Origin of the sequence: Streptomyces sp. AM 2-1-1, assembly GCF_029167645.1 — a bacterium.
Lineage (GTDB): Bacteria > Actinomycetota > Actinomycetes > Streptomycetales > Streptomycetaceae > Streptomyces.
Map to the genome: position 1 here is coordinate 2,730,377 of NZ_CP119147.1, position 26,156 is coordinate 2,756,532.

The 26,156-nt window shown below is 74.4% G+C and carries 19 protein-coding genes; 6 read left to right on the forward strand and 13 right to left on the reverse strand.

All coding sequences use genetic code 11. From position 1 onward, the window contains the following. Positions 1-51: 51 nt before the first annotated feature. Positions 52-1,161, forward strand: a complete 1,110-nt coding sequence (locus tag PZB77_RS11535) for a C40 family peptidase (protein WP_275492494.1) — start codon at positions 52-54, stop codon at positions 1,159-1,161. Between the two features lie 70 nt (positions 1,162-1,231). On the opposite strand, the gene PZB77_RS11540 is transcribed toward PZB77_RS11535, so the two are convergent. After that, positions 1,232-1,930 carry a response regulator transcription factor gene (locus PZB77_RS11540; protein ID WP_275492495.1) on the reverse strand — a complete coding sequence of 233 codons (699 nt, stop codon included), beginning with the start codon at positions 1,928-1,930 and terminating at the stop codon, positions 1,232-1,234. Further along, the gene (locus tag PZB77_RS11545; protein WP_275492496.1) at positions 1,927-3,213 is read right to left on the reverse strand and encodes an ATP-binding protein; all 1,287 of its coding nucleotides are present in this window, start codon (positions 3,211-3,213) and stop codon (positions 1,927-1,929) included. Before PZB77_RS11545 ends, PZB77_RS11540 begins: the two co-directional genes overlap by 4 nt. Before the next feature lie 121 nt (positions 3,214-3,334). On the opposite strand from PZB77_RS11545, the gene PZB77_RS11550 reads away from it, so the two are divergent. Both PZB77_RS11550 and PZB77_RS11555 read left to right on the forward strand, forming a co-directional pair. Beyond that, positions 3,335-4,711, forward strand: a complete 1,377-nt coding sequence (locus tag PZB77_RS11550; RefSeq protein ID WP_275492497.1) for a PspC domain-containing protein — start codon at positions 3,335-3,337, stop codon at positions 4,709-4,711. After that, entirely contained in the window at positions 4,698-4,961 is a 264-nt protein-coding gene (locus PZB77_RS11555) for a hypothetical protein (protein WP_275492498.1), read from the forward strand. The genes PZB77_RS11550 and PZB77_RS11555 overlap by 14 nt, the downstream gene beginning before the upstream one ends. Here PZB77_RS11555 and PZB77_RS11560 read toward each other — a convergent pair. From PZB77_RS11560 to guaA, 5 genes are all read right to left on the reverse strand, one after another. After that, positions 4,868-5,383 carry a DoxX family protein gene (locus PZB77_RS11560; RefSeq protein ID WP_275492499.1) on the reverse strand — a complete coding sequence of 172 codons (516 nt, stop codon included), beginning with the start codon at positions 5,381-5,383 and terminating at the stop codon, positions 4,868-4,870. The genes PZB77_RS11555 and PZB77_RS11560 overlap by 94 nt on opposite strands. 184 nt (positions 5,384-5,567) lie before the next feature. Continuing rightward, a complete protein-coding gene (locus PZB77_RS11565) occupies positions 5,568-5,948 on the reverse strand; it encodes a hypothetical protein (protein WP_275492500.1) in 381 nt (126 codons plus the stop codon). Continuing rightward, entirely contained in the window at positions 5,945-6,202 is a 258-nt protein-coding gene (locus PZB77_RS11570) for a hypothetical protein (protein ID WP_275492501.1), read from the reverse strand. Before PZB77_RS11570 ends, PZB77_RS11565 begins: the two co-directional genes overlap by 4 nt. Before the next feature lie 199 nt (positions 6,203-6,401). Then, a complete protein-coding gene (locus PZB77_RS11575) occupies positions 6,402-7,670 on the reverse strand; it encodes a hypothetical protein (protein ID WP_275492502.1) in 1,269 nt (422 codons plus the stop codon). Between the two features lie 202 nt (positions 7,671-7,872). Continuing rightward, the gene (gene guaA, locus PZB77_RS11580; RefSeq protein WP_275492503.1) at positions 7,873-9,468 is read right to left on the reverse strand and encodes a glutamine-hydrolyzing GMP synthase; all 1,596 of its coding nucleotides are present in this window, start codon (positions 9,466-9,468) and stop codon (positions 7,873-7,875) included. A 321-nt stretch (positions 9,469-9,789) separates the two neighbouring features. Here guaA and PZB77_RS11585 point away from each other — a divergent pair, with 321 nt between their 5' ends. Next, on the forward strand, positions 9,790-10,125 hold the full coding sequence (locus PZB77_RS11585) for a chorismate mutase (protein WP_275492505.1): 336 nt from the start codon (positions 9,790-9,792) through the stop codon (positions 10,123-10,125). A gap of 348 nt (positions 10,126-10,473) precedes the next feature. Here PZB77_RS11585 and PZB77_RS11590 read toward each other — a convergent pair whose 3' ends face one another. The 6 genes from PZB77_RS11590 to PZB77_RS11615 all read right to left on the reverse strand — a co-directional run bounded on the left by PZB77_RS11590 (position 10,474) and on the right by PZB77_RS11615 (position 23,772). Continuing rightward, a complete protein-coding gene (locus PZB77_RS11590) occupies positions 10,474-12,366 on the reverse strand; it encodes a GMC family oxidoreductase (protein ID WP_275492506.1) in 1,893 nt (630 codons plus the stop codon). Positions 12,367-12,478: 112 nt separating this feature from the next. After that, positions 12,479-14,116, reverse strand: a complete 1,638-nt coding sequence (locus PZB77_RS11595; protein WP_275492507.1) for a succinic semialdehyde dehydrogenase — start codon at positions 14,114-14,116, stop codon at positions 12,479-12,481. Positions 14,117-14,308: 192 nt separating this feature from the next. Then, entirely contained in the window at positions 14,309-16,147 is a 1,839-nt protein-coding gene (locus PZB77_RS11600) for a protein kinase (protein WP_275496020.1), read from the reverse strand. 202 nt (positions 16,148-16,349) lie between these two features. Further along, complete coding sequence (locus tag PZB77_RS11605) at positions 16,350-19,418, reverse strand: protein kinase (protein ID WP_275492508.1); 3,069 nt, start codon at positions 19,416-19,418, stop codon at positions 16,350-16,352. A 235-nt stretch (positions 19,419-19,653) separates the two neighbouring features. Then, a complete protein-coding gene (locus PZB77_RS11610) occupies positions 19,654-21,627 on the reverse strand; it encodes a serine/threonine protein kinase (protein WP_275492509.1) in 1,974 nt (657 codons plus the stop codon). 438 nt (positions 21,628-22,065) lie between these two features. Then, a complete protein-coding gene (locus PZB77_RS11615) occupies positions 22,066-23,772 on the reverse strand; it encodes a glycerol-3-phosphate dehydrogenase/oxidase (RefSeq protein WP_275492510.1) in 1,707 nt (568 codons plus the stop codon). A gap of 275 nt (positions 23,773-24,047) precedes the next feature. On the opposite strand from PZB77_RS11615, the gene PZB77_RS11620 reads away from it, so the two are divergent. Both PZB77_RS11620 and PZB77_RS11625 read left to right on the forward strand, forming a co-directional pair. Next, entirely contained in the window at positions 24,048-25,304 is a 1,257-nt protein-coding gene (locus PZB77_RS11620) for a nucleotide sugar dehydrogenase (RefSeq protein WP_275492511.1), read from the forward strand. 150 nt (positions 25,305-25,454) lie between these two features. Next, positions 25,455-26,138 carry a hypothetical protein gene (locus PZB77_RS11625; protein WP_275492512.1) on the forward strand — a complete coding sequence of 228 codons (684 nt, stop codon included), beginning with the start codon at positions 25,455-25,457 and terminating at the stop codon, positions 26,136-26,138. Positions 26,139-26,156 lie beyond the last annotated feature (18 nt).

A 26,156-nucleotide genomic window follows, 5' to 3' on the forward strand; every position in this document is an offset into this window, starting at 1 on the left:
GGCCCGCCGGTATCCCCCGGGCGGGCAGTCGACAGAAAGGATGCAGCCCTCGTGGCCGCGCACCGCAAAGCCGCTCACCGCAAACCCGGGCAGCGCCTGTTCAGCGGCGCCGCCGCCCGCTCCGCCGCCGCCCTGGCACTCGCCGGAGCGGCCACCGCGACCGCCGCGACCGGCTCCGCCCAGGCCGAGCCCCGGCGGACGGCGGCGCAGGTGAAGGCCGAGGTGGACCAGCTCTACCGGGACGCCGAGGCCGCCACCGAGCGGTACAACGGGGCCAGGGAGAAGGCCACCGCCGCCGCCCGGTCCGTGGACGCGCTCCGCGACGAGGCGGCCCGCCGCACCGAGCAGCTCAACACCTCACGCGCCGCCCTGGGTTCGCTCGCCGCCGCGCAGTACCGCGCCGGGGGCCTGGATCCCGCGCTCCAGCTGGCGCTCTCCTCCGACCCCGACGAGTACCTGGAGCGCTCCTCGTACGTGGAGCTGGCGGGCGACCGCCAGGCGGGGGCCCTCAGCGGCATCCAGCGCCGGATCAACGGGATCAGCCAAATCCGGGCCCGCGCCGAGGGCGAGTCCGCCGTACTCGCCGCCCGCGAGGCCGAACTGGCGCGGCACAAGAAGGAGATCACCTCCAGCCTCGCCGATGCCCGGCGCCTGCTGCAGACGCTCACCGCCGCCGAACGCGCCCGTTACGAGGCGGCCCAGCGAGCCGACGAGGCGGTCCCGGCCACCGGCGCCTCCGCCACCGGCTCGCCCTCCGCCACGGCGTCCGGCGCGTCCGCCACTCCGTCCGCCGGCGCCCCGTCCGCCCCGAACGGCCGCGCCGCGCAGGCGGTCGCCTTCGCGTACGGGGCGCTCGGCAAGCCGTACGTCTGGGGGGCCACCGGCCCGTCCGCGTTCGACTGCTCCGGCCTCACCCAGGCCGCCTGGAGGGCCGCAGGCGTCTCGCTGCCGCGCACCACCTACACCCAGATCAACGCCGGGCAGCGGGTCTCCCGCGCTCGGCTCGCCCCCGGCGACCTGGTGTTCTTCTACTCCGGGATCAGCCACGTCGGCCTGTACGTCGGCGACGGCAAGATGATCCACGCCCCGCGCCCGGGTGCCCCGGTACGCGTCGCCCCGATCGACGAGATGCCGTTCGCGGGGGCGACCCGGGTGGCGTGAGAACGACGTGCCCCGGGCGGTGACACCGGCCAGCCGTGACGGGCCGGTCCGGTCCCGGGGCGTACGCCCGTCAGACCAGGCGGCGGGCGGTCGCCCAGCGGGTCAGCTCGTGACGGTTCGACAGCTGGAGCTTGCGCAGCACCGCCGAGACGTGCGACTCCACCGTCTTCACCGAGATGAAGAGCTGCTTGGCGATCTCCTTGTACGCGTACCCCCGGGCGATCAGCCGCAGCACCTCGCGCTCGCGCTGGGTGAGCCGGTCCAGGTCCTCGTCGACCGGCGGGGCGTCGGTGGAGGCGAAGGCGTCCAGCACGAAGCCGGCCAGCCGGGGCGAGAAGACGGCGTCGCCCTCCTGGACCCGGAAGACGGAGTTCACGAGGTCGGCGCCGGTGATCGTCTTGGTGACGTAGCCGCGGGCGCCGCCCCGGATGACCCCGATGACGTCCTCGGCCGCGTCGGAGACGGAGAGGGCGAGGAAGCGGACCGGGTTCTCGGCGGCCGACATCAGCGGGGCGCAGCGGCGCAGCACCTCGACCCCGCCGCCGCCGGGAAGGTGGACGTCGAGGAGGACGACCTCGGGGCGCGTGGCCGTGATGACGGTGACCGCCTGGTCGACGTCGGCGGCCTCGCCGACGACCTCCACGCCGGTCTCCTCGGTGCGGCCGATCTCTGCCTGGACCCCCGTGCGGAACATCCGGTGGTCGTCGACGAGGACGACCCGTACCCGGCGTTCGGGTCCCTGGGTCGTCGTCTCGGTGTTCTCGGTCATTCGCCCGCCCTCTCCATCTCCAGCTCGACTTCCGTGCCGCCGCCGGGCACCGACCGGAGCCGGGCCGTACCGCCGTTGCGCCGCATCCGGCCGATGATCGATTCTCGTACGCCCATGCGGTCCTCGGGAACCGCGTCCAGGTCGAATCCGGGGCCCCGGTCGCGTACGGAGACGAAGACCGTCCGGCCCTCGACCTCCGCGTAGACCTGGACCGCGCCGCCCTCGCCACCGTACTTGGCGGCGTTCACCATCGCCTCGCGCGCGGCCTGGAGCTGGGCGGTGAGCTTCTCGTCCAGCGGGCAGTCGCCGACGACGACCACCTCCAGCGGTACGCCGTGCTTGTCCTCGACCTCGGCGGCGGCGCGCTTCACCGCCTCCGCGAGGGTGGCCGGTTCGTCGTCGGTGTCCTTGCCGGTGCCGCCGGGGTCGTACAGCCAGTTGCGCAGCTCGCGCTCCTGGGCCCGGGCCAGTCTGCGGACCTCGCCGGCGTCCTCGGCGTTGCGCTGGATCAGGGTGAGGGTGTGCAGCACGGAGTCGTGGACGTGGGCCGCGACCTCGGCGCGTTCCTGGGCGCGGATGCGCATCAGGCGTTCCTCGGAGAGGTCCTGCGTCATGCGGACGAGGTACGGGCCGGCGAGCAGCGCGATGCCGGTGAGGACCGCGATGGCGGCGGTGAGGACGTTGCCGAGCTGGGCGGCCGAACCGCGCACCACCATGAACGCGGCGAGCCCGAGGCCGACGAGCGCGACTCCGGCGAGGCCGCGCGCGAGGTGCAGCATGCCCCGGCGGCGGCCCACCTCCATCCACTGCGCGCGGCGGGCGTTGTCGGCCTGCCGCCACACCAGGACGGAGCCGGCGCCGATGAGGAGGATCGGCCAGATGTAGCGGTCGGCGCCGCTGCCCATGTTCACGTTGGCGACGAAGATCAGGGCCCCGACGAAGAGTGCGACGAGCGCGAAGACCTGTCCCGCGTCGGGCTTGCGCAGCCGGCGGCTGCCGTCGGGAGCCGTCTCGAAGAGGGAGTGCGCGGTCGCGACGCCGCCGACGCCGAGGGGGACGACGATCCAGAACACCGCGTAGAGCAGGGCGCCGAGACCGTCCGCGAGGAAGAGCCCGAGGAAGACGATCCGTACCCAGGCGACCGGCAGTCCGAGGTGACCGGCGAGGCCGCGCGCGACACCGCCCAGCATCCGCCCTTCGGCGCTGCGGTACAGCTTGCGCACCGGTGGCTCCTCCGGGTCGGTGACCGGTGCACCGGCGGCTCGGGACGTGGCGGTTGGCATGGACCGATCGTCACACGTCCGGGTGGGGCGGGGCATCAGGGCCGTCCCCTACTCCCATATCAGGGAACGACCAGGGTCGCCGGGGGTGCCGCGGGCGCCCGCGGGTCGTCACCATGGAGCCATGACCCCTTCCACCGCCGCCGCGCCCCCCGGCGAAGCTCCCCCGGGCGCGCAGAGACCGCAGCTGAGGCGGAGTCCCCGGCAGAAGGTGGTGGCGGGGGTGTGCGGCGGGCTCGGCCGGTACTTCGACGTCGATCCGGTCATCTTCCGCGTCGTGCTCGGGGTACTCGCCGTCGCGGGCGGCACCGGTCTGATCCTCTACGGCTTCGCGTGGCTGCTGCTCCCGGTGGAGGGCGAGGAGGAGAACGAGGTCCGCAGGCTGCTCTCCGGCCGGGTCGAGGGCGCCTCGCTGGTGGCGCTCCTCCTCGCGCTGGTCGGCTGCGGGCTCTTCCTCGCGATGATCGGCAACAGCGGGGTGCTGGCGTTCGCCGCGCTGCTGGTACTGGCCGTCGCCGGGTTCGGAGTGTGGACGCGGCACGGCCGGCCGGCCGCGCCGGAGGGGGCGCCGGGCGCGGCCGACGGGGGCGCGGCTCCGCCCGCACCGGGTACGGCCCCGACCGCGCCGCCCTCCGGTCTCGGCACGGTGCCGCCCGAGGTCAAGGCGCCCCCCACGCCGTCCGGCCCGTCCTGGTGGCGCGACCCGATCGTCAAGGACGGCACCACGGGGCCGATGGGCGAGGGGTACCTCTGGGGCCCGGCGGACGCGCTGCCCGACCGGGACGACCGGCAGGCGGGCGCGGGCCGGGGGCGCGACGGGACCTTCGCACCGCGCGGCGCCACCGGGGCGAGGGAGCGGCGGGACCGGCCGCACGCCTTCGGCGGGCTGGTGCGGTTCCTCGCCGTCCTCGCCGGGGTGGCCGCCGCATGGCCGGGATGGCACACCCGCCCGCTGGGCGAGAGCCTGCAGATCGGGGCCGTCGCGGCCCTCGCGGTCCTCGGGCTGGGGCTGCTGATCTCGTCGTTCCTCGGCCGGACCGGTTTCGGGACGCTGGTGTTCGCACTGATCGTCACCGGGGTGCTCGCGGCGGCCTCCGTACTCCCCCGGGACATCGGGACGGCGTGGGCGCGGGCCCAGTGGCGCCCCACCACACCCGCCGCCCTCCAGCCGTCCTACGACATCGGCGCCGGCTCCGCCCGGCTCGACCTGTCCGGACTGGCGGTCCCGCCCGCGGCCACCCTGTCCACCCGGGTGGAGGCGGGGGCGGGTCGCGTGGTGGTCGTCGTACCCCGGGACGCCACGGTCCGGGTCCGGGCCGAGGTGGGGCTCGGGGACGTGACCCTGCCGGGGGACCCGGCCGGGCAGGACATCGACATCGCCCCGGACCGGCAGGCCACCCGCACCCTCGCGCCCCCGAAGGGCGCGGATCCGGCCGGCACGATCGAGCTGCGCCTGGAAGTCGGACTCGGACAGGTGGAGGTCACCCGTGCTGCTTCATGAGTTCCAGCCCGGCCGGGCGGTGACGGGCCTGACCATGCTGGCCCTGTCGGGCGGTTACGCGGCCGACTGGACCGGCGCCTGGCACGCGCCCCGGATCTTCTTCGTGGCGGTGCTGGGCGGCGGTCTCGTTCTCGCCGCGGCGGCCGCGGCGGTCGCCTACATGCTCCGGCGCCGGCGCGGCGGCAGGAGCGTGTCCAGCGAGAAGGGGCCCGACCCGGCGAGCAGCAGCGGCAGCCAGGCCATGAGGTAGACGAGGTCGTTGCCGTAGTAGTACGGGGTGGCCTGCCAGCTCACGGTCAGCCAGAGGCTCAGCGAGATCAGCGCGCCGCCGAGGGCGGCGATGCGGCCCCAGAGGCCGAGCAGGGTGCCGATGCCCACGGCGAGTTCGCCGAGCGCGAGGGCGTACCCGAAGCCGACCGGGCTGTGCAGCGCCAGATCGACGAGCCAGGGAGCACCGGCGGAGTCGCGGATCCCGCGCATCTGCTCACCGAGCGAACCGGCGCCGTTCGCGGACAGGAAGGCGCTGTCCGTCAGCTTGTCGAGCCCGGCGTAGATGAAGGTCACCCCGAGGAAGACGCGCAGCGGCAGCAGCGCGTACTGGCGCGCCTGCTCCCGCAGCCCCCTGGCCTCGCCGGGGACGCGTCCGTAACCGTTGTTTCCGTAGCCCTGCATGCACTGCCCCATCTTCCGTGGTCCCGTCAAGAGACCATACGTAAGAACACCCGTACGGGGTGGCTTGGGGCTGAGCATTTCCGCCGCTCGGGCTTGTTCAGCAGTCGGTGGGCCGGGAGGTCCGGGCCGCCGCGGCCGGCCTCCTCCGCCACCGGCGGCCGCGCGCTCGTACGTACGGCGGGATTCAGGACCTGAGGTCCAGGACGCGGACCGGCTCACCCGCCCACCGGGCAGGTGCCGTGGTCGCGATGATCGCCCCGTCCGGGCGGTCCGGTGTCGGCTGCGCCGTGTGACGGCTGTGAGCGGCGGCCCACGTCTCCTCCCGGGCCACGGCGAGCGCGGCGGCGAGGTCAAGGTCGAGGACCGTGATGCCGGGGAGCGAGGCGAGGTGTTCGGCGGTGCCGGGCCGGGCCCGGTCGGCTTCGACGAGCGCGCACGCCGGAACGTAGAGGAACCAGCCCGACTCGGCGTGCGCCCGGTGGATCAGGCGGGAAGCGAGGACGTTGCCCTGACCGGCCGCCGCCATCGCCGTGTCGTCCAGGACGATGTGCACGGGGTCGCTCACCGGCCGGTCACCCGCGCCAGACGCCGGTCGAGCTCGAGGTCCAGGTCGTCCTGCTCGGACGGCGTCGGGGCGTACCCGCTCCACTCCTTCAGCGCCGCCCTGGCCTGCTCCGCCCGCTCGGCCCGCTCCGCCGGCGTCAGCAGTGTTTCCGCCAGCCGCGCCAGGTACGCGCGCAGCGACAGACCCTCCGCCGCCGCGATCGCGGCCAGCCGGTCCTTGGCTTCCTCGGAGATACGGACATTGGCATCGGACATCGTCGTGCTCCTTCCCACCCACCTAGGGTACGGGTACGTACCCGTACCCCTACTTCTGCGGCATCCGGCCAGCCGCTGTGGGGCGGGCCCTGGGCGCCGTGCGGCGGGTGGGTGATGGGGCGCCGTGCGATCCGTGACCCGGGGTGCGGCCGGCAGCGTTCCTGGCCTGCGGGGCTGCGGGTGGGGAAAGCGTTCCGGCTCAGTCCGTCACGTCGATCCGGCAGCTGTTGGTCTCCACGCCGGCGGCCGTCACCACCTGGACGTCGACCGAGCCCGGCTCGACCTCCACCGGGACGGGCACGGTGAGGACGGTGTCGGTCGGGTTGGCGAAGCCGCCGGTGACCGGGATCAGCGGCACGTGGACGTGGACCGTCCCTATCCGGACGACGAGCCGGGCCAGTTCGCCGGGGCCGCCCGAGCCGGGGGGTACGAAGCCCGCGCCGCGGATCTCGATGTCGTCACCGGTACGGACGGGGGCGTCCAGGTCGCCGGCCTCGCGGGCCCGGACGACGGAGTGGACCACCGGCCGGCCGCCCTCCGCGTACTTCCCCGCGAAGTAGGTCGCCGCCGAGACCGCCACCAGCAGCGCGAGTCCCCACGGCAGGTCCGGGAGCTGCTCGGGCCTGCGGGCGAGGCGGACCGCCGCGAAGAGCACGGCGACGCCGCTCACCAGCACGTACTGCACGTCCGTGAAACTGCCGCGCCCGGAGTCGTCGGTCAGCAGGTCGGCGGCGCGCGGCCGGTCGGCCCGCAGCTTCTGGAGCCGCCGCTCCAGGACGCGTACGGAGACGACCCTGCGGACCACGACGGCGACCGCGCACACCAGCGCCAGCACCGTCAGCACTCCCGCCGAGCGCATCAGGTCCAGCCCTTCGACGAGCGCGTCGCGCTCGCCGTGGTCGGAGGCGCCGGCGAGCTGGAGGGAGAGGACGAGGACGGCGAAGACGGCGAGCAGCACCCAGACGGCGGCGACGGTCCGCGAGGTGGAGAGCCGGTTGTCCTCGCCGATGAGCGGGGCGAGCAGACCGCCGCGCGCCCGGTGGTACGAGGCGGCGACGGCGAGCAGCGCCGCGGTCACCGCTCCGGCGATCAGCCCGGCGGTCCGGGCGGTGGACCAGCCGGCCCCCACGGCGGTGGCCGTCTCCCCGAGGACGAGCACGACGAGGGCGCCCGCGAGGACCACCAGGGTCCGCTGCCGTACCTGGTGGAGCCAGGCGTCCCCGGCCTCCCGGCCGCGGTCGGCGACCGCCCGGGCGGAACCGGTGAGCTCGTCGGAGACCCACTGCCGGGAGGCCGAGGGCGACTGGGCCACCCCGGCGGGCAACCCCTTGCCGGCGGCGAACGCGTCCCGTTGTGCGAGGAAGGCGGCGACCGCGCGCCGGTGTCCCTCGTGTGCTCCGTGCGGGCAGTCGCCGCACGTACAGCCCCCGCCGTGCGCCCTGCCGGGCCTCGCCTCGTCCAACGCCACGACGTACGCCGCCCTTTCCCGCCCCGGTGGAACCAACTCACCCACGATGTCCCTGGATTGTGCCGTACCGGACGCCGCTCGGCCGCATCGGGTTTGCCGGGTGACCGATCCGGGCAACGGCGATCGTGCCGGGGAGGTCCGGACGCGGCGATGCCGCCGCTCCCACGGGGGGTGCGGCGGCATCGTCAGGGACCCGGGAGGACTACTCCCACTCGATGGTCCCCGGCGGCTTGCTCGTCACGTCGAGGACGACGCGGTTGACGTCGGCGACCTCGTTGGTGATGCGGGTGGAGATCTTCGCCAGCGTCTCGTACGGCAGGCGCGACCAGTCGGCCGTCATGGCGTCCTCGGAGGAGACCGGGCGCAGCACGATCGGGTGGCCGTAGGTGCGGCCGTCGCCCTGGACGCCGACCGAGCGGACGTCGGCGAGGAGGACCACCGGGCACTGCCAGATCTCGCGGTCGAGACCGGCCGCCGTCAGCTCCTCGCGGGCGATGGCGTCGGCCTCGCGCAGGAGGTCGAGGCGCTCCTTGGTGACGTCGCCGACGATGCGGATGCCGAGGCCGGGGCCGGGGAACGGCTGGCGCTGGACGATCTCCTCCGGCAGGCCGAGCTCCTGCCCGACCATCCGGACCTCGTCCTTGAAGAGCTGGCGCAGCGGCTCGATGAGCTCGAACTCGATGTCGTCGGGGAGACCGCCGACGTTGTGGTGGGACTTGATGTTGGCGGTGCCGGTGCCGCCGCCGGACTCGACGACGTCCGGGTAGAGGGTGCCCTGCACGAGGAAGGCGACCTGCTCGCCGTCGGCAGCGCCCTCGGCGACGATCTCGGCCTGCGCCTGCTCGAAGACGCGGATGAACTCGCGGCCGATGATCTTGCGCTTCTGCTCCGGGTCGGAGACTCCGGCGAGCGCGTCGAGGAAGCGCTTCTCGGCGTCGACGACCTTCAGCTGGACGCCGGTGGCGGCCACGAAGTCCTTCTCGACCTGCTCGGTCTCGCCCTTGCGCATCAGACCGTGGTCGACGTAGACGCAGGTCAGCTGCGAGCCGATGGCCTTCTGCACGAGGGCCGCGGCAACCGCGGAGTCCACGCCGCCGGAGAGGCCGCAGATGGCGCGCTTGGTGCCGACCTGCTCGCGGATGAGTGCGACCTGCTCGTCGACGACGTTGGTCGTCGTCCAGGTCGGCTCGATGCCGGCGCCCCGGTAGAGGAAGTGCTCCAGGACCTGCTGCCCGTGGGTCGAGTGCATGACCTCGGGGTGGTACTGGACGCCGTAGAGCTTCTTCTCGTCGTTCTCGAAGGCGGCGACGGGGACGACGTCGGTGGACGCGGTCACGGTGAAGCCCTCGGGGGCGGCGGAGCAGGCGTCACCGTGCGACATCCACACGGCCTGCTCGTCGGGCGTGCCCTCGAAGAGGGTGGAGCCCGACTTGCTGACGGTCAGCGGGGTGCGGCCGTACTCGCGGGCGCCGTTGTCGTCGACGGTGCCGCCGAGCGTGGTCGCCATCAGCTGGAAGCCGTAACACATGCCGAAGACCGGCACCCCGGCCTCGAACAGCGAACGGTCGATCGAGGGCGCCCCCTCCGCGTACACCGAGGACGGACCGCCGGACAGGATGATCGCGCGCGGGTTCTTGGCCAGCATCTCGGCCACCGGCATGGTGGACGGCACGATCTCGCTGTAGACCCGGGCCTCGCGGACGCGGCGGGCGATGAGCTGGGCGTACTGCGCGCCGAAGTCGACGACGAGAACCACGTCGGTGGTCATGTCGGGGGCGGCGGGGGGTGCTGCTGGCACGAGGCGGCCTTCCGGCGGTGAGAGGGGTCGGTCCTTCCATGCTACCGGCCTCGTCGAAGAGCCTTCCTCCTCCCGTTCCCGCCGCCGTCTCACCATCCGGGCTCCCGTGCGGGTGCGGCACGGGGCGGGTCCATACTGGCTGCCATGCGTCAGCACACGATCTCCGTCTTTACCTATGGCACCCGGCCCGCCGGGTGTCATGGTCGTGCTGCTTGAGCAACTGACGAGCACCCTTCCGGACGCCCCGGGCCGACAGGCCCGGGGCGTCTTGGCGTTCGGGGGCCGTCGGCCGGGGCCCGTACCCCGATCAGGAGTCCGACCATGACCCTCACCACCACCCCGGCCACCACCCCCACCGCGAAGACGACGGCCATGAAGACCGCGACCGAGGCGACCGGCGCGCGCACCGAGGAGGCCGCCGAGCTGATCGGGGGCGCCCGCGAGCGGATCGACGCCCTGGACGACCGGATCATCGGTCTCGTGCAGGAGCGGATGGCGGTGTCCGCGGTCATCCAGGAGGCGCGGATCACCTCAGGGGGCCGCCGGGTGAACCTCTCCCGCGAGATGGAGGTGCTCGGCCGCTTCCGCGACGCGCTCGGGAAGCCCGGCACCCCGCTCGCGATGACGCTGCTGGAACTCTGCCGCGGCCGGGTGTGACCCCGGCGCGGTGCCGGGGTGCGGAGCGCGCCCGCGCGGCCGCACCCCGTTCGGGCCCGGTCTCACCCGTACGGAGGGTGACCGGGCCGGGGCGGCCCTCGCCGTCCGGGGTGTCCGCGCCGGCCGGGGGCGGCATCGGCAGGACGGCGCGGGGCCCCGTCGGGACGTGTGACGTGTCCCGGGTGCGTCGTGGGACCGCGTTCCGGCGTTGGTGACCGGCCGGCGAGGGACAGCAGCCCGGTCACCCCGAGGGGGGCCGGCTCCGGGCACGCCCGGGGCCGGCCCCCACCCGCTTCCACGCCCACGGCTCCGGGCCCCGGCCTCTCGGAGAAGCCGGGACCCCGTTGCTCAGACCTTCGGCGGTACGGCCGGGATGCCCAGGAACGGCAGCCGCAGCGCGCCGAACGCCTCCTGGGGGACCACCGGGGCGGCCGGCTTCACCGCCGCCAGCCGCTCGTACGCCGCACCCTGGGCGGGTCGCGGGTCCGGCTCCCCCTTGTTGGGCCAGAAGGACATGGCCCGCTCGGCCTGTGCGGTGATCGTCAGCGACGGGTTGACGCCGAGGTTGGCGGAGACCGCCGAACCGTCGACGACCGAGATGCCGGGGTGGCCGTGCAGCCGGTGGTACGGGTCGATGACGCCCTCGCCCGCGCTCGCCCCGATCGGGCAGCCGCCGAGGAAGTGGGCGGTGAGCGGGGTGCCCATCAGCTCGCCGATGTTGGAGCCGGCGAATCCGTTGATCTCCGCCGCGAGCAGCGAGGCGGCCCGGGTGGCTTCCGCGATCTGCGTCGGGTTCGGGGCGCCGTGGCCCTGCCGGGCGGTGAGCAGGCCCTTGCCGAGGCCGCTCGGCTTGCGGTAGGCGGTCAGCGAGTTGTCGAGCGACTGCATGACGAGCCCGATGATGGTCCGCTCCGACCACTTGCGGTTGGAGAGCGAGCGGACCGCGAGCGCCGGGTGCTTGACGACGCTGCCGAACCAGGCCAGGACCCGCCGCCGGGCGTACGGCACCTGGAGGATGGTGAGGCCACCCATGGCGTTGGAGCCCTTGCCGTAGCGGACGGGCTCGATGTGGGTGCTGGCGTCCGGGTGGATCGACGAGGTGATGGCGACGCCCTTGGTGAAGTCGGGCTTCGTGCCGTGCCGTCGGCGGTAGCGCCGGTCGCTGGTCTGCGCCCCGACCAGCCCCTCGGAGTTGGTACGGGTCAGTTCGCCGAGGCGGTCCGAGAGCCGGGGCAGCCGCCCCTCGTCCTTCATCCGGTGCAGCAGGGTCTGGGTGCCGTACGTGCCCGCCGCGACCACCACGTGACGGGCCCGGAGCGTCCGGGGCTTCGCCCTGCGGCGGTGGGTGGGGACGATCTCGACGCGGTGGCCGCCTCCCGGTGAGGCCGGGTCCTCGGTGACGGAGACCACGGTGGTCATGGGGTGGACGACCGCACCGGCCTTCTCGGCGAGGTGGAGGTAGTTCTCGGTGAGGGTGTTCTTCGCTCCGTGGCGGCAGCCGGTCATGCAGGCGCCGCACTCGGTGCAGGCCTTGCGGTCGGGCCCGGCGCCGCCGAAGTACGGGTCGGCGACCGTGCCGCCGGGCTCCGCCTTCGCGGTGCCGTCGGCGTCCCGGCCGTCGCCGAAGAACACCCCGACCGGCGCCAGGTGGAAGGTGTCGCCGACGCCCATCGCCTCGGCGGCCGCCTTGAGGTGCTGGTCGGAGGGGGTGATCGTCGGGTTGAGCCGGACCCCGAGCATGCGGGTCGCCTGGTCGTAGTAGGGCCGCAGCTCCTCCTGCCAGTCGGTGATGCCGGCCCACTGGCGGTCCTCGAAGAAGGCCGCGGGCGGGACGTACAGCGTGTTCGCGTAGTTCAGCGAGCCGCCGCCGACGCCGGCGCCGGCCAGCACCATGACCTTGCCGAGGAGGTGCACCCGCTGGATGCCGTAGAGGCCGAGGGCGGGGGCCCAGAGGTAGTTCTTCAGGTCCCAGGAGGTCTTGGGGAGCGTCTGGGGGGTGAAGCGGCGGCCCGCCTCCAGGACACCGACCCGGTACCCCTTCTCGGTCAGCCGGAGCGCCGAGACCGCGCCGCCGAAGCCCGAGCCGACGACCAGCACGTCGTAGTCGAAGGCGGTGTCGTCGGTGACCGGCGCATCGGCGACCGGCTCACCGGCGGCCGTCCCGCCGGTGACCGGCGCACCGGTGACCGGCGCACCGGTGACCGGGAGGTCCCGGTTCGGGGCATGGCTGTCCTCGGGCATGGCTCTCCTCGTTCTCGTCGCTGCGTCGTTCCCGCCGCCCGCGCCCTCGCGGTGCCGCGCGGCGCGGGCGGCGGTCGGGACCTGCTGGTCGTCGTGGACGGCGGCGCGCGGGTCAGCGCAGCCGGAACGCCTTCATCACCTTCAGGCTGCTGCTCATGAACGCCGCGTACTTCTCGTCGTCCATGCCGAACGACGGGGCGAGCGGGATGAGCCGCTGCTGGGCGACGGTCTGGGCCTCGGTGTATTTGAGGATGCCCTCGGAGCCGTGGCGGCGGCCGAGACCTGAGTCCTTCATGCCGCCCATCGGGGACTGCACGCTGCCGTAGGCGGGGGCGTACCCCTCGTTGATGTTGACGGTGCCGGTGCGCAGCCGGGCGGCGACCTGGTGGCCGCGACGGCCGTCCTTGGTCCAGACGCTCGCGTTGAGACCGTACGGGGTGGCGTTGGCGAGCTCCACCGCCTCGTCCTCGTCGCGGAAGCGGTAGACCGAGACGACCGGGCCGAAGGTCTCCTGGGTGCAGACCTCCATCGGCGCCTCGACGCCGTCGAGGATGGTCGGCTCGTAGAAGAGCGGGCCGATGTCGGGGCGCGCCCGGCCGCCCGCGACGAGGGTGGCGCCCTTGGCGACGGCCTCGTCCACGTGCCGGACGACGGCCTCCAGCTGGCGTTCCCCGGCGAGCGAACCCATGTCGGCGCCGTAGGTGAGGGAGCCGCCGAGCCGCATCGCCCTGGTGCGGGCGGCGAACCGGGCCAGGAAGTCGTCGGCGACGGACTCGTGGACGTAGAGCCGTTCGATGGAGATGCAGAGCTGCCCGGCGGAGGAGAAGCAGGCGCGGACGGCGCCGGCGGCGGCCTTCTCGACGTCCGCGTCGGCGAGCACCAGCATGGCGTTCTTGCCGCCGAGCTCCAGCGAGACGCCGACGAGCCGGGCCGCCGCGCCTTGTGCGACCTCCCGGCCGGTGCGGGTGGAGCCGGTGAAGGAGACGTAGTCGGCGCGCTGCACGACCTCCGGGCCGACGACCGGTCCCTCGCCGAGCACCACCTGGAAGACCTCGGCGGGGAGGCCGGCCTCGATCAGCAGGTCACGGGCCCAGAGCGCGGTCAGCGCGGTCTCGGTGTCGGGCTTCATCACCACGGCGTTGCCGGCGACGAAGGCGGGCAGCGCGTCGCCGACGGAGAGCTCCAGCGGGTAGTTCCAGGGGGCGATCTGGCCGATGACCCCGCGCGGCTGGCGCAGTTCGGTGACCTTGGTGAGGGTCGGTACGACCCCGGTGTGCCGCTTCGGGCGCAGGTAGGCGGGGGCCTTGCGCCCGTAGTGGCGGGAGGCGACGGCGACCGCCAGCACCTCCTCGTGGGCGTGCAGCCGGGCCTTGCCGGTCTCCAGCTGGATGAGGTCGAGCACCTCGGCCTGGCGCTGGAGGACGAGGTCGTGGAAGCGGAGCAGGACGGCGGCCCGGGTGCGTACCGGGGTGGCGGCCCAGACGGGCTGGGCGGCGCGGGCCCGTTCGAAGGCGGTAGCCACGTCCTCGGGGGTGGACTCCGGCAGGTCGGCCAGCTTCTCGCCGGTCAGCGGGGTGTGGTTGGCGGTCCGTCCGGATCCGACGACTCCGCGGACCAGCCGGGCGACCAGGTCGGGGGTGACCACGTCGGCCGCCGTGCGCGCGCCCGCGGGGGCCGCCGCGACCGGATTGGTGCCCGCCGCCGCCCGCGCTCCGGCCGCCTGTGTTTCCGTTGCCTGCGAGTCCGTCATGAGGCCGAGGGTAAGTGCACCGGCGGCCTTTGGGTACCCGTGGGTAACGGCCTTTTCACACTCCTCCCATGCAGCCAGTGATCGCTGGCGACATAACCGCTGATCAGCTCCGTTCCGGATGCGAAAGCGAAAATCCGGGGCGGGGGCCCTGTCGGCGCGCAGCCCCCGCGCCCGCCGTGGGCCGCTCCCGTCTCACTCGTCGCCGGAGGGCGGGGTCCAGCTCCTGAGCATCGTGTCGAAGAGATCCCGGGTGTTCTCCCAGTCGTCCACCGGCGCGGTCAGGTAGAGCGCGTACTCCGGGCCTCCGGTGCCGCCGAAGTACATCTGGTCGATCCCCCGCCGCTCCCCCGGATGGTCCTTCGTCTCCGTCCAGGTGAAGTCCCAGAGTGAGCCGGAGTGGTCGCGGAAGGTGTTCTGCTCCAGGGAGACGCGCGCGTACCCGGGGAGCCGGTCCTCGAGGTTCTTCTCCATGGCGAGCATGTGGGCGTACGGGGTGTCGAAGTCGGGTTCCCCGTCGACGCTGATGCGGATGCGGTGTCCGCCCCCGTCCGGGGTGTAGTCGATCTGGGTGCCCTCGGTCCGGCGCTCCCAGCCCTCCGGCACGGCGAGACTGAAGCCGGCCGGGTCGTCCACCCGCTTCCACCCCGGTGGTGTCACGGCGTCCACCGAACCGGTGCCCCCGGACGACGCGGCGACGTCGCTCGGGTCGTCGCTCGGGTCGGTGGAGGGGCCGTCGGACGGGCCGGCGGTGGACCCCCGCGCGGTGACGGTGGGCGTGGGCGGTCCGGCCTCGTCGTCGGCGCGGTTCACGTACCGCACGGCACCGAGTCCGGCTCCGGCGCCGAGCACCACCGCCACCACCACGGCCACCAGAGTGCGGCGCCGCCGCGACCGGCTCCCCGGGCCCGCGCCCGGGCCGGTGGGGGGCCGGGGCGCTCCGAACGCACCGGTGCCGGCCGGTGGCGCGGCCACGCCGTACCCGGGCGCGGGGGCGCCGGACACGGGGGCGGGCGAGGAGTACGCGGGCGTGGCGGACGTCTGCCCGGACGGCCCCGGCGGGGTGGGCGCACTCTGTGCCGCCGGTCCCGGCTGCCGCGTGGTCGGCGCGGTCCGGTCCCGCTGCCCGGACGGCCCTTCCCGATCCGTCCGCGCGTACGGCGCGCCCGGTCCGGGCGGCGTCCCACCCGGGTAGGGCCGCGTGTCCACGTACACCTGCGCGGTGCGCGGCTCGCGGCCCGTCAGCACGCTCCGCAGCATCCGCTCGGTCTCGGCGGCCGAGGGCCGCCCGGCCGGGTCCTTGCGGAGCAGGGCGGCGATCACCGGCCCGAGGGTCCCGGCCGTCGCGGGCATCGACGGTTCGTCCGAGACGATCGCCTGCATGGTCACGAGGGGGGACGACCGGCGGAAGGGGGACCGGCCGTCGATCGCCGCGTACAGCGTGGCGCCCAGCGACCAGAGGTCCGACGCCGGCCCGGGGTCGTGGCCCTGCACCCGCTCCGGCGCCAGGTAGTCGATGGAGCCAATGAGTTCGCCAGTCCGGGTGATCGTCGAGTCGCCCTCGATGGCGGCGATGCCGAAGTCGGTGAGGAGGACCTGTCCGTTGCGGGCGAGCAGCACGTTGCCGGGCTTGACGTCCCGGTGCAGCACCCCCGCCGCGTGCGCGGCACCGAGCGCGCCCAGCACACCGAGGCCGATCCGCGCCGCTTCGTGCGGGGTGACCTCACCGTTCTCCTTGGCGGAGTCGGCGAGCGACGGGCCGTCGACGTACTGCATGACGATCCACGGCCGGTCGTCGTGGTCGAGGACGTCGTGGACGGTGACGACGCCGGGGTGGCTGATCCGCGCGGCGGCCCGCGCCTCCTTGCGGGTGCGCGCGTGCAGCACCGCCCGGTCGGCCTCGGCGACGTACAGGCCCGCGGTCAACTCCTTGACGGCGACCGTGCGGTGGAGCACCTCGTCCTCCGCCCGCCACACCTTGCCCATGCCGCCCCGGCCCAGCACGTCCACCAGGCGGTACCGCCCCGCGAGCACCAGGCCGGCCGCCGTCGCCGCGACCCTTCCGGTGCGCCTGCCGTCGCCGCTGCCGCTGTTCGATGAGTGATCCACGTCTCGTCCCCGCCCCGTTCCTCGGGTGCCAGGTTACGGAGGGCCCCGGAGCCGGGGAACCTCGCACCGCCTCACGAGACCGCACTGTGATGCCCCGGAGGGCGTCGTACCGGAACATTCCGGACCGTCAGGAGGTGACCTTGTACGAGGAGATGACCTGTTGGTAGATCGAGGTGACCTGGTCGCGCTCGTTGACGGGGCCGATGACCTGGATGATGTGGTAGCGGCCGTCGACGACCATCGCGAGGTTGCGGACGTACACCTCACGGCCGTTTACGTCCTGCCAGGTGTACTGCCCCTCGGCCATGGCCTGCCGACCGACGTCGACCCGGCGGAGCCCGGTCGCCGTCGACCAGGAGGAGTCGCGGAAGGGCTGCAACTCGGCCTCCCTGTCCCGCTGGTACGCCAGCGGGTCGGCGCCGTTGGCCCGCACGGTGTCCCGGCCCGGCACGATCAGCAGGCTGAACCCGTCGCTGCCGTAGCGGACCTGCCGGTCCGCGTTGGCGGGGCTGCGCTGCCAGTCCTTCAACACGCCCACCTCGAACCCCTCCGGGTCCTTGCGGAGCGTGTACCCCGGCGGGAGCGCGACGGCGGAGCGGCTCGTCTGCGGATCCTGGGTGCCGGGCGCCGACGAGGCCGCGTCGGAGGCGGACGGGGAGGGCTTCTCCGCCGGCGGCGCGGAGCCCGAGGGCGCCGCCGAGCCGGTGGCCGCCGGGGTGGGCGCGGCGCCCGTGCGGGTGGCGTCCTCGTTCTTCGGCAGGAACGCGACCGCGTAGACCACGGCCCCGGCCAGCGCCAGCAGGATGAGCAGGAGGAGCAGCCTGCCGAGGCGGCGCGGCGGCCTGCCGCCCTTGTCGCGCAGCACCTTGGGCTCGCGCGGCTCCCGGGGCGGACGTCGCTCCTGGGGCTCCGGAGGCTGGTGGTACGCCTGTGGCCGGGGCGGCTCGCGGTAGGCCCGCTCGTCCGGCTCCGGGTGGGCGCGCAGCCCCAGGGACTCCAGCCCGCCCTCCTCCTGGAGGCCCGGGCCGCCCTGCCGGCCCTGGCGGTGCCGGCCCTGGGACGCGGAGCGGAAACGGCCCCTGCGCCTGCGGACGAGTTCGCCCTTGCGGCGGACGATGGGCAGCTTGCCGGCGTCGGCGGCGGGCAGCGGGACGACGTCCGCTCCGGCCTCGGGCTCCGGCGCGGAGCGGACGAGGGAGCGCAGCCAGCCCCGCAGCTCCTCGAAGTCGGGCCGCTCGGCGGGGTCCTGGCGCAGCAGGGACTCCACGACGGGGCGCAGCGCCCCGCACTCCTCCGCGAAGGCGGGCGGTTCCCCGCACACCATCTGGACCAGCTCGGCGGCGTTCTCCTCCGGGTAGGGGGCGTGCCCCTGGACCGCGCGGTAGAGCAGGGCGCCGAGCGCCCAGAGGTCGGTGGCGGGGCCGATGGGCGGGGCGAGCTGCCAGTTCTCGTGGACCGGTCCGGCCTGCTCCGGCGCCCACCGCTCGGTGACGGCACCGACGACGGCGATCCGGGCCTGCCGGGCGCGCTCGGCGGCGAGCGGGGTGGCCGGCCCCCGGTACACGGGCCCCTGGTCGCCGGAGGCGACGACGGAGTCCCAGCCCCCGGCCGGGACGCGCTCGACATCGGCCCGGGTCCGTGCGGCGGGCGACGACTCGCGGTGGGCGTCCGCCCGCAGGGCGTCGGCACCGGAACCGCCCGCGGACACGGGGCGGCCCGAGTGGCCGTCCTCCCAGGACCCCGCGAGGTGGACGCGGCGGCCCGGCGCGGCCGGGCCCGGGTCCTGCGGGTCGTCGTCGTCCTCGTCGTCCTCGTCGTCGTAGCGGTCGGGGTAGAGGTCCGCGGACGAGCGGCCCCACCCACTGGGCAGCGGCGGCAGCGCTCCGGCGGCGGGGCGCGGCGGAACATGCGGCTCCGGCTCCTCGGCCGCCCGCTGCTCCTCCTCGGCCGCCCGCTCCTCTTCGGCCAGGCGCTGCTCCTCCTCGGCCCGGCGGCGTTCCTCGGCGCGCAGCTGCTCCTCGGTGACGCGGGCCGTTGCCGCCCGGGTACCCGCCCGGTAGGCCGCTATCGCGCCGGCCCGGGCGGCCCGCAACTGGGCGGAGGACCCCGCGCCGGGCTCGGCGGGCGGCAGCGCGGCGCCTGCGGGCGCGGCGGACTCCGGGGGCAGGTGGCGCGGGACCGCGGGGGCGGCCGGACGGGGCACCAGCTCCTGCCCCCCGCCCTCCGGGCGCGGGAACGCCTCCGGCTCGTACCCGGCGGGCCGCGCCGGGGCTCCCTGCGCGTACGGGTCGCGGGCTTCGTGCTCCGGCGCGTACGGGTCGGGTCCGGCGGGCCGCGCCGGGGGGAGCGCGGCGGGGAGGTACCCGCCGCCGTACCCGGCGTCCTCGGCGGCCGGCAGCGCAGGGGGGAGCGGGGCGGGCGGCGCGGTGGCGCGTCCGCCCCGGTCGCCGTGTCCGGGGCCGTCGGGGTCCCGGCCGTCGTCGTCCTCGTCCCCGCCGTCGCCGGTTCCCTCGCCACCGTCGTCGAAGGGCTCGCCGGACGTGTCGCCGAAGCCGTCGTCGCCTTCGTGCCGCTGGAGCGGGATCCCCGGATCGTCCTGGTCGGGCCGGGGCACGGTGACGTACCCGCAGAGGGCCTCCTCGGCGGCGCCCGCCGCGAGGCCGGTCAGCATCACCCGGCCGTCGTCGCAGACCAGCACCGTGCGCACGGTGATGTTGCGGTGGGTCCAGCCGTGCGCGTGCAGCACCCGCAGGGCGGTGAGCACGTCGGAGCCGATCTCGGCGGCGCGGTACGGGTTGAGGGGGCGTTCCGCCAGGAGCGCGGCGAGCGGCCGGGCCGGGACGAGTTCGCTGACGATCCAGAGCGAGCCCGCCTCGGCGAACACGTCGAAGACCTGGTCCAGCCGCGGGTGGTCCGGCACCTGGGCGGCGGTCTGCGCCGCCTCTATCGCCCGGCGGACCGCGGGGTCGGAGGAGCGGCGTACGGCCCGGCCGGAGGCCCTGCGCACCGGCGAGGGGTGTCCGTCGCCGTCGAGCACCTCGGCGTCGACGACCTCGGGCAGCGGGACCTGCCGGACCAGGACCTCCTGGCCGCTGTAGGTGTCGAAGGCCCGCGTCTCGACGAGTTCGTAGGCGTCGGAAGGCGGCAGCGGAAGGCGGTAGCGGTCGGCGAGCACCCGACCCGCGTAGTCATCCACGACGCCTCCCCAGAGCGCACGGTCCCCCGGTCATGAGATCCGCACGACCTGTCGTCCCACGGTCGTTTCCGTACATATGACACGCCCTCACGGCTGCGCACGGTTCTCGCCCTCTTACGATACGTGGCAGGACGCGGCGGTGCGTCCGGGTCGCGCCAACCCGGACGGTCCGGGCCCCCGCGGGCGGGGGCCGACGGCGCGGTGACCGCCCGCCGGAGGCGGTCACCGCGTGGCCTCAGTCCTTCTGCGCGAAGGTGGCGAACGCCGTCTCGCGCAGGGTGCGGCACTCCTTCGCGTCCCACTCGGCGGCCGGGCAGCTCACCATGATCGAGTAACCGTGGGTGGAGTCGGCCCGGAAGCCGCGGTTGAGGACGTGGATCCGCTCACCGTTCTGGGTGCGCTCGAACTCCCAGTCCGCGACGGTCGGATAACCGCGGTAGTCGACCTTCTCGATGCCGATGTGCCGGTAGTCGTTGCTCATGGCCCGCGTCCCCGCGACCGCCGCCGACCAGGCCGCGGCGGCGTCCTTGCCGGGCGAGCTGTTGTAGTCGACCTGGACGCGCGGGAAGTCGCCCTTCGAGGCGTTGTAGACGCCGCCGGAACTGGTGCCGGCTATGTCGGTGCGCCGGTAGGAGGCGGGCATCGCCATGGAGAAGTGGAAGCGGCTGTCGGTGACCTTCGCGTACCCCTGCGGCAGCGCGTCGGGGTCCTCGCTCCGCGGGGGCGCGCTCTTCGACGGCGTGGGGGACGCCGACGGGGTACCGGCCGGGGAGGGGGTTGCGGAGTCCTCGGACTTCCCCTGCCCCTCCGTACCGTCGTCGTCCTTGCCGGAGGCGTCGGCCCCACCGGTGGATGCGGCCGGACTCCCCTGCGTCCCCGCGCCCTTGGTGTCGGAGTCGTCTCCGCCGAGGTTGAGCGCGAGCACCGTGCCGACGACGGCCAGCACCACGACACCGGCGATGATCGCCAGGGTCCGGCGCGGCACCACGTCGGTGAGCGAGGCACGGGGGGACGCACCGGTCCCGCGCGGCGGCACCGGTCCGGACGCCGAGGCCGTGACGACACCGGCGCCGGCCGCCGTACGGCCGGCGGCGGGCCGCTCGCCGGTGGCGGTCGGGCCGGACGGGGCCGCCTCGGCCGGGGTCGCGGCGGACGCACCCGCCGCCCCCGCGGCGGCGGCCTTCGAGTTGCGCACCGAGCGCAGCGCGCCGCGCAGACGGTCGCGGGTGCCCTCGCCGGCCGGGGTGGGCGCCGGCGTCCGCGCGTCGGCCGGGGGCGGGGTGGGCCCGTCCGCGGAGGCCGGCCCCACCCCGGTGGGCAGCGACATGATCCGGGTGGCGTCGGCGGCCGGCTGCTCCGGCGCGTTGACGACGGCGGTGAGCAGGGCCCGCGCACCGGCGTCGTCGAGCCGCTGCTCGGGGTCGCGGGCGAGGAGGCCGTAGATGACGTCCTTCAGCGGCCCGGCGTTCTTCGGCGGGTCGAGCGGTTCGGTCATCACGGCGGTCAGCGTCGCGATGGCCGAGCCCTTGTCGTACGGAGGGCTGCCCTCGACGCTCGCGTAGAGCAGACCGCCGAGCGACCAGAGGTCGGCGGGCGGTCCGGGCTTGTGGCCGCGGGCGCGCTCCGGCGAGATGTACGAGGGGGCGCCGACCAGCATCCCGGTGGAGGTCACCGAGGGGTCGCCTTCGACCTGCGCGATGCCGAAGTCGGTGAGGACCACCCGGCCTTCCTGGGACATCAGCACGTTGGACGGCTTCACGTCCCGGTGCAGGATCCCCTCGCGGTGCGCGGAGCGCAGCACGTCGAGGATGGCGAGTCCGACCTCCGCCGCCCGTCGGGGCGTCAGCGTGCCGTCCTCACGGATCACTTCGGCGAGGGACTTGCCCTCGACCAGTTCCATGACGATCCACGGCCGGTCGTCCTCGTCGACCACGTCGTAGACGGTGATGGCGCTGGTGTTGCGGATGCGCGCGATCGCCTTCGCCTCGCGCAGCGTGCGCGTGATCAGCCGTCGCTTCTCGTCCTCGTCGATGGCCGTGGGGAACCGGAGTTCCTTCACCGCGACCGTACGGCCGAGGGTCTCGTCCTCGGCGCGCCAGACGGTACCCATGCCGCCCCGGCCGAGCACCTTCCCGAGCCGGTACCGCCCCGCGAGAAGACGTCCCTCGGTGTCCCGTTGGGGCCCGTTTGCCTGCTCCGCCTCCGACATGCGTCCCCTCTGCGATCAACCCGCCCTGGCAGAGCGTTCATTGTCCCTCACCCCGGGACCGGTTCTGGTGCCGGGTCCGGGCTCGGCCACGACTCGGCCGACGACGGTATGTCCGCGGGCGGCCGGCCGGGCTCCGGCGCCGCCCGGACCGTACTCCGTCCGCTCGGGCGCCGCGACCAGCGAACCACAGATCTCCGGCGCACTCCGCCTCTTCGTCCTCCGGGCCGGGAACCGGCCCGCAGGCGCGCTCCATTGTGCGCTCGGGTGCCCGCTCGTCGCCCTCCCATGCGTCGACGGGCCGACGACCGGAGGCGACGGCCGGGCGACAGGAAGGCGCGCGACGGTGACGGAGACCGGCGGGCGCACGGGAAGGAGGACGCGACACGGCGGAACCGGCCGCCCGGCGCGCGGGTCGGCGCCGGGCCGCGGGACGCCCCGTCAGATCGGCACGATGTCCGGGGCGCCGAGCCGTGCCGCGTCGGCGGTCAGGTCGTCGGGCTGGCGCTGCGACTCCCGTTCGGCCTCGACCCGCTTCTCGTAGTGCTCCACCTCGCGGTCGACCCGGTCGGTGTCCCAGCCCAGCACCGGGGCCATCAGCTCCGCGCAGACACGGGCGCTCAGGGTGCCCCGGTCGAAGGTCTCGATGGAGATCCGGGTCCGCCGGGTGAGCACGTCGTCGAGGTGGCGGGCGCCTTCGTGCGAGGCGGCGTAGACGATCTCGGCGCGAAGGTAGTCGTCGGCCGCGGGCAGCGGTTCGCCCAGCGACGGGTCCTCCCCGATGAGCGCGAGGACCTCCTCCGCCATCGAGCCGTACCGGTTGAGCAGGTGCTCCACCCGCACCACGTGGAGTCCGGTGGCGGCGGCGATCCGGGCGCGGGCGTTCCACAGGGCGCGGTACCCCTCGGCGCCCAGCAGCGGGATGTCCTCCGTGACGCACTCGGCGACCCGCTGGTCGAGCCCGTGCACGGCCTCGTCCACGGCGTCCTTCGCCATCACCCGGTACGTCGTGTACTTGCCGCCCGCGACCACCACCAGGCCGGGCACCGGGTGCGCCACCGTGTGCTCGCGGGAGAGCTTGCTGGTGGCGTCCGACTCGCCGGCCAGCAGCGGGCGCAGCCCGGCGTAGACGCCTTCGACGTCGTCCCTGGTGAGGGGGGTGGAGAGCACGGTGTTGACGTGTTCGAGGAGGTAGTCGATGTCGGCGCTGGAGGCGGCCGGGTGGGCCTTGTCGAGGCTCCAGTCGGTGTCCGTGGTGCCGACGATCCAGTGGCGCCCCCAGGGGATGACGAAGAGGACGGACTTCTCGGTCCGCAGGATCAGGCCGGTCGAGGAGTGGATGCGGTCCTTCGGCACGACGAGGTGGATGCCCTTGGAGGCACGGACGTGGAACTGCCCGCGCTCGGCGATCAGCGCCTGGGTGTCGTCGGTCCACACGCCGGTCGCGTTGACCACCTGCCTGGCCCGGACCTCGTAGCGGCCGCCGGTCTCGACGTCCTCGACGAGGGCGCCGACGACGCGTTCGCCCTCCCGGAGGAATCCGGACACCCGCGCGCGGTTGGCGGCGTGCGCGCCGTAGCTGACCGCGGTACGCACCAGGGTGGCGGTGAAGCGGGCGTCGTCCATCTGGGCGTCGTAGTACTGCAAGGCTCCGACCAGGGCGTCCTTGCGGAGCGCGGGGGCGACGCGCAGGGCGCTGCGGCGGGAGAGGTGGCGGTGGACGGGGAGGCCGCGGCCGTGCCCGGAGGAGAGCGACATCGCGTCGTAGAGCGCCACGCCGGAACCCGCGTACAGCCGCTCCCACCCCTTGTGCTGCAGGGGGTAGAGGAAGGGGACCGGTTTCACCAGATGGGGCGCGAGGCGTTCCAGCAGGAGTCCGCGTTCCTTGAGCGCCTCGCGGACCAGGGCGAAGTCGAGCATCTCCAGGTAGCGCAGGCCGCCGTGGATGAGCTTGCTGGATCGGCTGGAGGTGCCGGAGGCCCAGTCGCGGGCTTCCACCAGGCCGGTGGCGAGGCCGCGGGTGGCGGCGTCCAGTGCCGTGCCGGCACCGACCACGCCGGCCCCGACGACGAGCACGTCCAGTTCGCGCTCGGCCATCGCGGCGAGCGCCTCGGCCCGCTCGGCGGGTCCCAGTGTCGATGTCCTCAACTCTGCCTCCCGGTGGATCGGGGTGGGCGGGTGCCCGGGCGATGCGTCCGGTCACCGTGGGGCCGGGACGGCCGTGCCCACGTCCCGATTCTGTCCGCGTACCGCGACTTCAGCCACCGCCTGTGGACGGCACCCGGGGGACGGGGGACGACAGCGGTCATCCCGTACGACATAAATGCGACATACAGGTCATATTTACGCCTAGTCTGAACTGGCACAGCCCACAGCGGTTGCGCTTCCGGTCCTCATGGTCCTCTGGGAAGGACGACCCCCGCATGCCCGCAGACCTCGCCGTCATCGGACTCGGTCACCTCGGCCTGCCCCTCGCCCGAGCGGCGGTCGCCGCCGGCATCGACACCCTCGGCTACGACACCGATCCCGGCCCGTACGCCGACCTCAGCGCCGGGCGCACCCCGGTCGAGGGCTCCCTCACCGCGTCCGAGGTCCGCCGGATGCTCTCCCGGGGCTTCCGCCCCACCACCAACGCCACCGAACTCGGCCGGGTCCGCACCGCGGTGATCTGCTCCCCCACCCCCCAGCGGAGCGACCGCACCGTCGACCTGACCGCCCTCGGCGACGCGGCCCGCGCCCTGGCGGCCCGGCTGCGCCCGCACACCACGGTGCTGCTGGAGTCGGCCGTACCGCCCGGCACCACCGAGACCTTCCTGCGCGGGCTGCTCGAAGAGGGGTCCGGGCTCCGCGCGGGACGCGACTTCCACCTCGCCTGCTCCCCCGGCCGCCTGGACCCCGGCAACCGCACCCACACCTACGCGAGCACCCCGAAGGTCATCGGCGGTCTCACCCCTGCCTGCACCGAGTCCGCCGCCGCGTTCTACGGCCGGCTGACCGACAAGGTGGTACGGGCCAGGGGCCCGCGCGAGGCGGAGATGACCAAGGTGCTGGAGACAAACTTCCGGCACGTGAACATCGCCCTCGTCAACGAGATGGCGGTGCTCTGCCACGACCTCGGCGTCGACCTCTGGGACGTCATCCGGTGCGCCGAGACCAAGCCCTTCGGCTTCCAGGCGTTCCGCCCCGGCCCCGGCGTCGGCGGCCACGGCGTCGCCCTCGACCCCGGCACCGTCCCGGGCCACACCCCCGCCACCCCGCTTCGCCTGGTCGCCATGGCGCAGGAGATCAACGACCGCATGCCGAACTACGTCATCCGGCGCAGCGCCACCCTGCTCAACGAGCACGGCAAATCGGTGCGGGGCGCCCGCATCCTCCTGCTCGGCGTCACCTACAAACCGGACAACGCCGACCAGGAGGCGGCACCGGCCCGCGAGATCGCGAGCCGGCTGACGGACCTGGGCGCCCAGATCGGCTACCACGACCCGCACGTCCTGGACTGGCGCGTCCGCGACGTCCCCGTCCCCCGGGCCGACTCGCTGTACGAGGCGGCGGCAGCGGCCGACCTGACGCTGCTCCTCCAGCACCACCGGACGTACGACCTCCAGGGCCTCGCGGTGAAGGCGCAGCTGCTCCTCGACACCCGGGGCGCCACCCCTGCGGGGGCCGCGCACCGGCTGTGAGGCGGAGGGAGCGGGTGCGGGCGGCAGAAGGGTCGGGATTTCACTGGGCGGTGTCGTAAGGGGCTGCTAGCCTGCGGCGTCACCTTTCGCACAGTCGTGCGCATCCGTCGCACACTCGTGCGCGCATTCGTCCCAGGGGGGATCTCCACCATGAGCCAGCCCGTGCCGCCGTCCCACCAGCCCCAGCAGCCCGCCGACGGGCAGCCCGTCGCCGGCAACCCGTACGCGGCCGAGCAGCCCACGGCACCGACCACCGACGCTCCGCCGGCGCCTCCGCACGGCGCGCCGGCCGCCCCCGCCCCGGGCGCCCCCACCGGAAACCCCTTCGCCGCCCAGCAGCCCGGAGCGCCGACCGGAAACCCGTTCGCGGGCGGTCAGCCGGGGCAGAACGGCCCGTTCCCCGGCGCGCCCTTCGCACCGGCGGCTCCGGCCCGCAACAACCTGGGCCTCGGCCTGCTCGGCGCCCTCGTCGCGGCCGTCGTCGCCGCCGGCCTCTACGGCGCGATCATCGGAGCCACCAAGCACGAGATCGGCTACGCGGCCATCGGTGTCGGCTTCGTCGTCGGCCTCGCCTCGGGCAAGCTCGGCGGCCGCAACCCGGTGCTGCCGGTGGTCAGCGCGGTCTTCGCCCTCGTCGCGGTCTACTTCGGCCAGCTGCTCGGCGAGGCGATGATCGCCGCCAAGGACCTTCCGGTCACCGTCTCGGAGCTGTTCTTCGACCACTTCGCCCTGCTGAACGAGGCCTGGAAGGCCGATTTCGACTTCATGGGCCTCGTCTTCTTCGTGATCGCCGCGTTCGCCGCGTTCTCCGCCGCCAAGAAGGTCTCCGACTGACCCGGCGGGCACGGCGAG

Excerpts from the sequence above, each read along its gene's own strand:
- PZB77_RS11540 (WP_275492495.1), bottom strand. The coding sequence starts at position 1,930 with ATGACCGAGAACACCGAGACGACGACCCAGGGACCCGAACGCCGGGTA.
- PZB77_RS11545 (WP_275492496.1), bottom strand. The coding sequence starts at position 3,213 with ATGCCAACCGCCACGTCCCGAGCCGCCGGTGCACCGGTCACCGACCCG.
- PZB77_RS11550 (WP_275492497.1), top strand. The coding sequence starts at position 3,335 with ATGACCCCTTCCACCGCCGCCGCGCCCCCCGGCGAAGCTCCCCCGGGC.
- PZB77_RS11560 (WP_275492499.1), bottom strand. The coding sequence starts at position 5,383 with ATGCAGGGCTACGGAAACAACGGTTACGGACGCGTCCCCGGCGAGGCC.
- PZB77_RS11570 (WP_275492501.1), bottom strand. The coding sequence starts at position 6,202 with ATGTCCGATGCCAATGTCCGTATCTCCGAGGAAGCCAAGGACCGGCTG.
- PZB77_RS11585 (WP_275492505.1), top strand. The coding sequence starts at position 9,790 with ATGACCCTCACCACCACCCCGGCCACCACCCCCACCGCGAAGACGACG.
- PZB77_RS11590 (WP_275492506.1), bottom strand. The coding sequence starts at position 12,366 with ATGCCCGAGGACAGCCATGCCCCGAACCGGGACCTCCCGGTCACCGGT.
- PZB77_RS11595 (WP_275492507.1), bottom strand. The coding sequence starts at position 14,116 with ATGACGGACTCGCAGGCAACGGAAACACAGGCGGCCGGAGCGCGGGCG.
- PZB77_RS11610 (WP_275492509.1), bottom strand. The coding sequence starts at position 21,627 with ATGTCGGAGGCGGAGCAGGCAAACGGGCCCCAACGGGACACCGAGGGA.
- PZB77_RS11620 (WP_275492511.1), top strand. The coding sequence starts at position 24,048 with ATGCCCGCAGACCTCGCCGTCATCGGACTCGGTCACCTCGGCCTGCCC.
- PZB77_RS11625 (WP_275492512.1), top strand. The coding sequence starts at position 25,455 with ATGAGCCAGCCCGTGCCGCCGTCCCACCAGCCCCAGCAGCCCGCCGAC.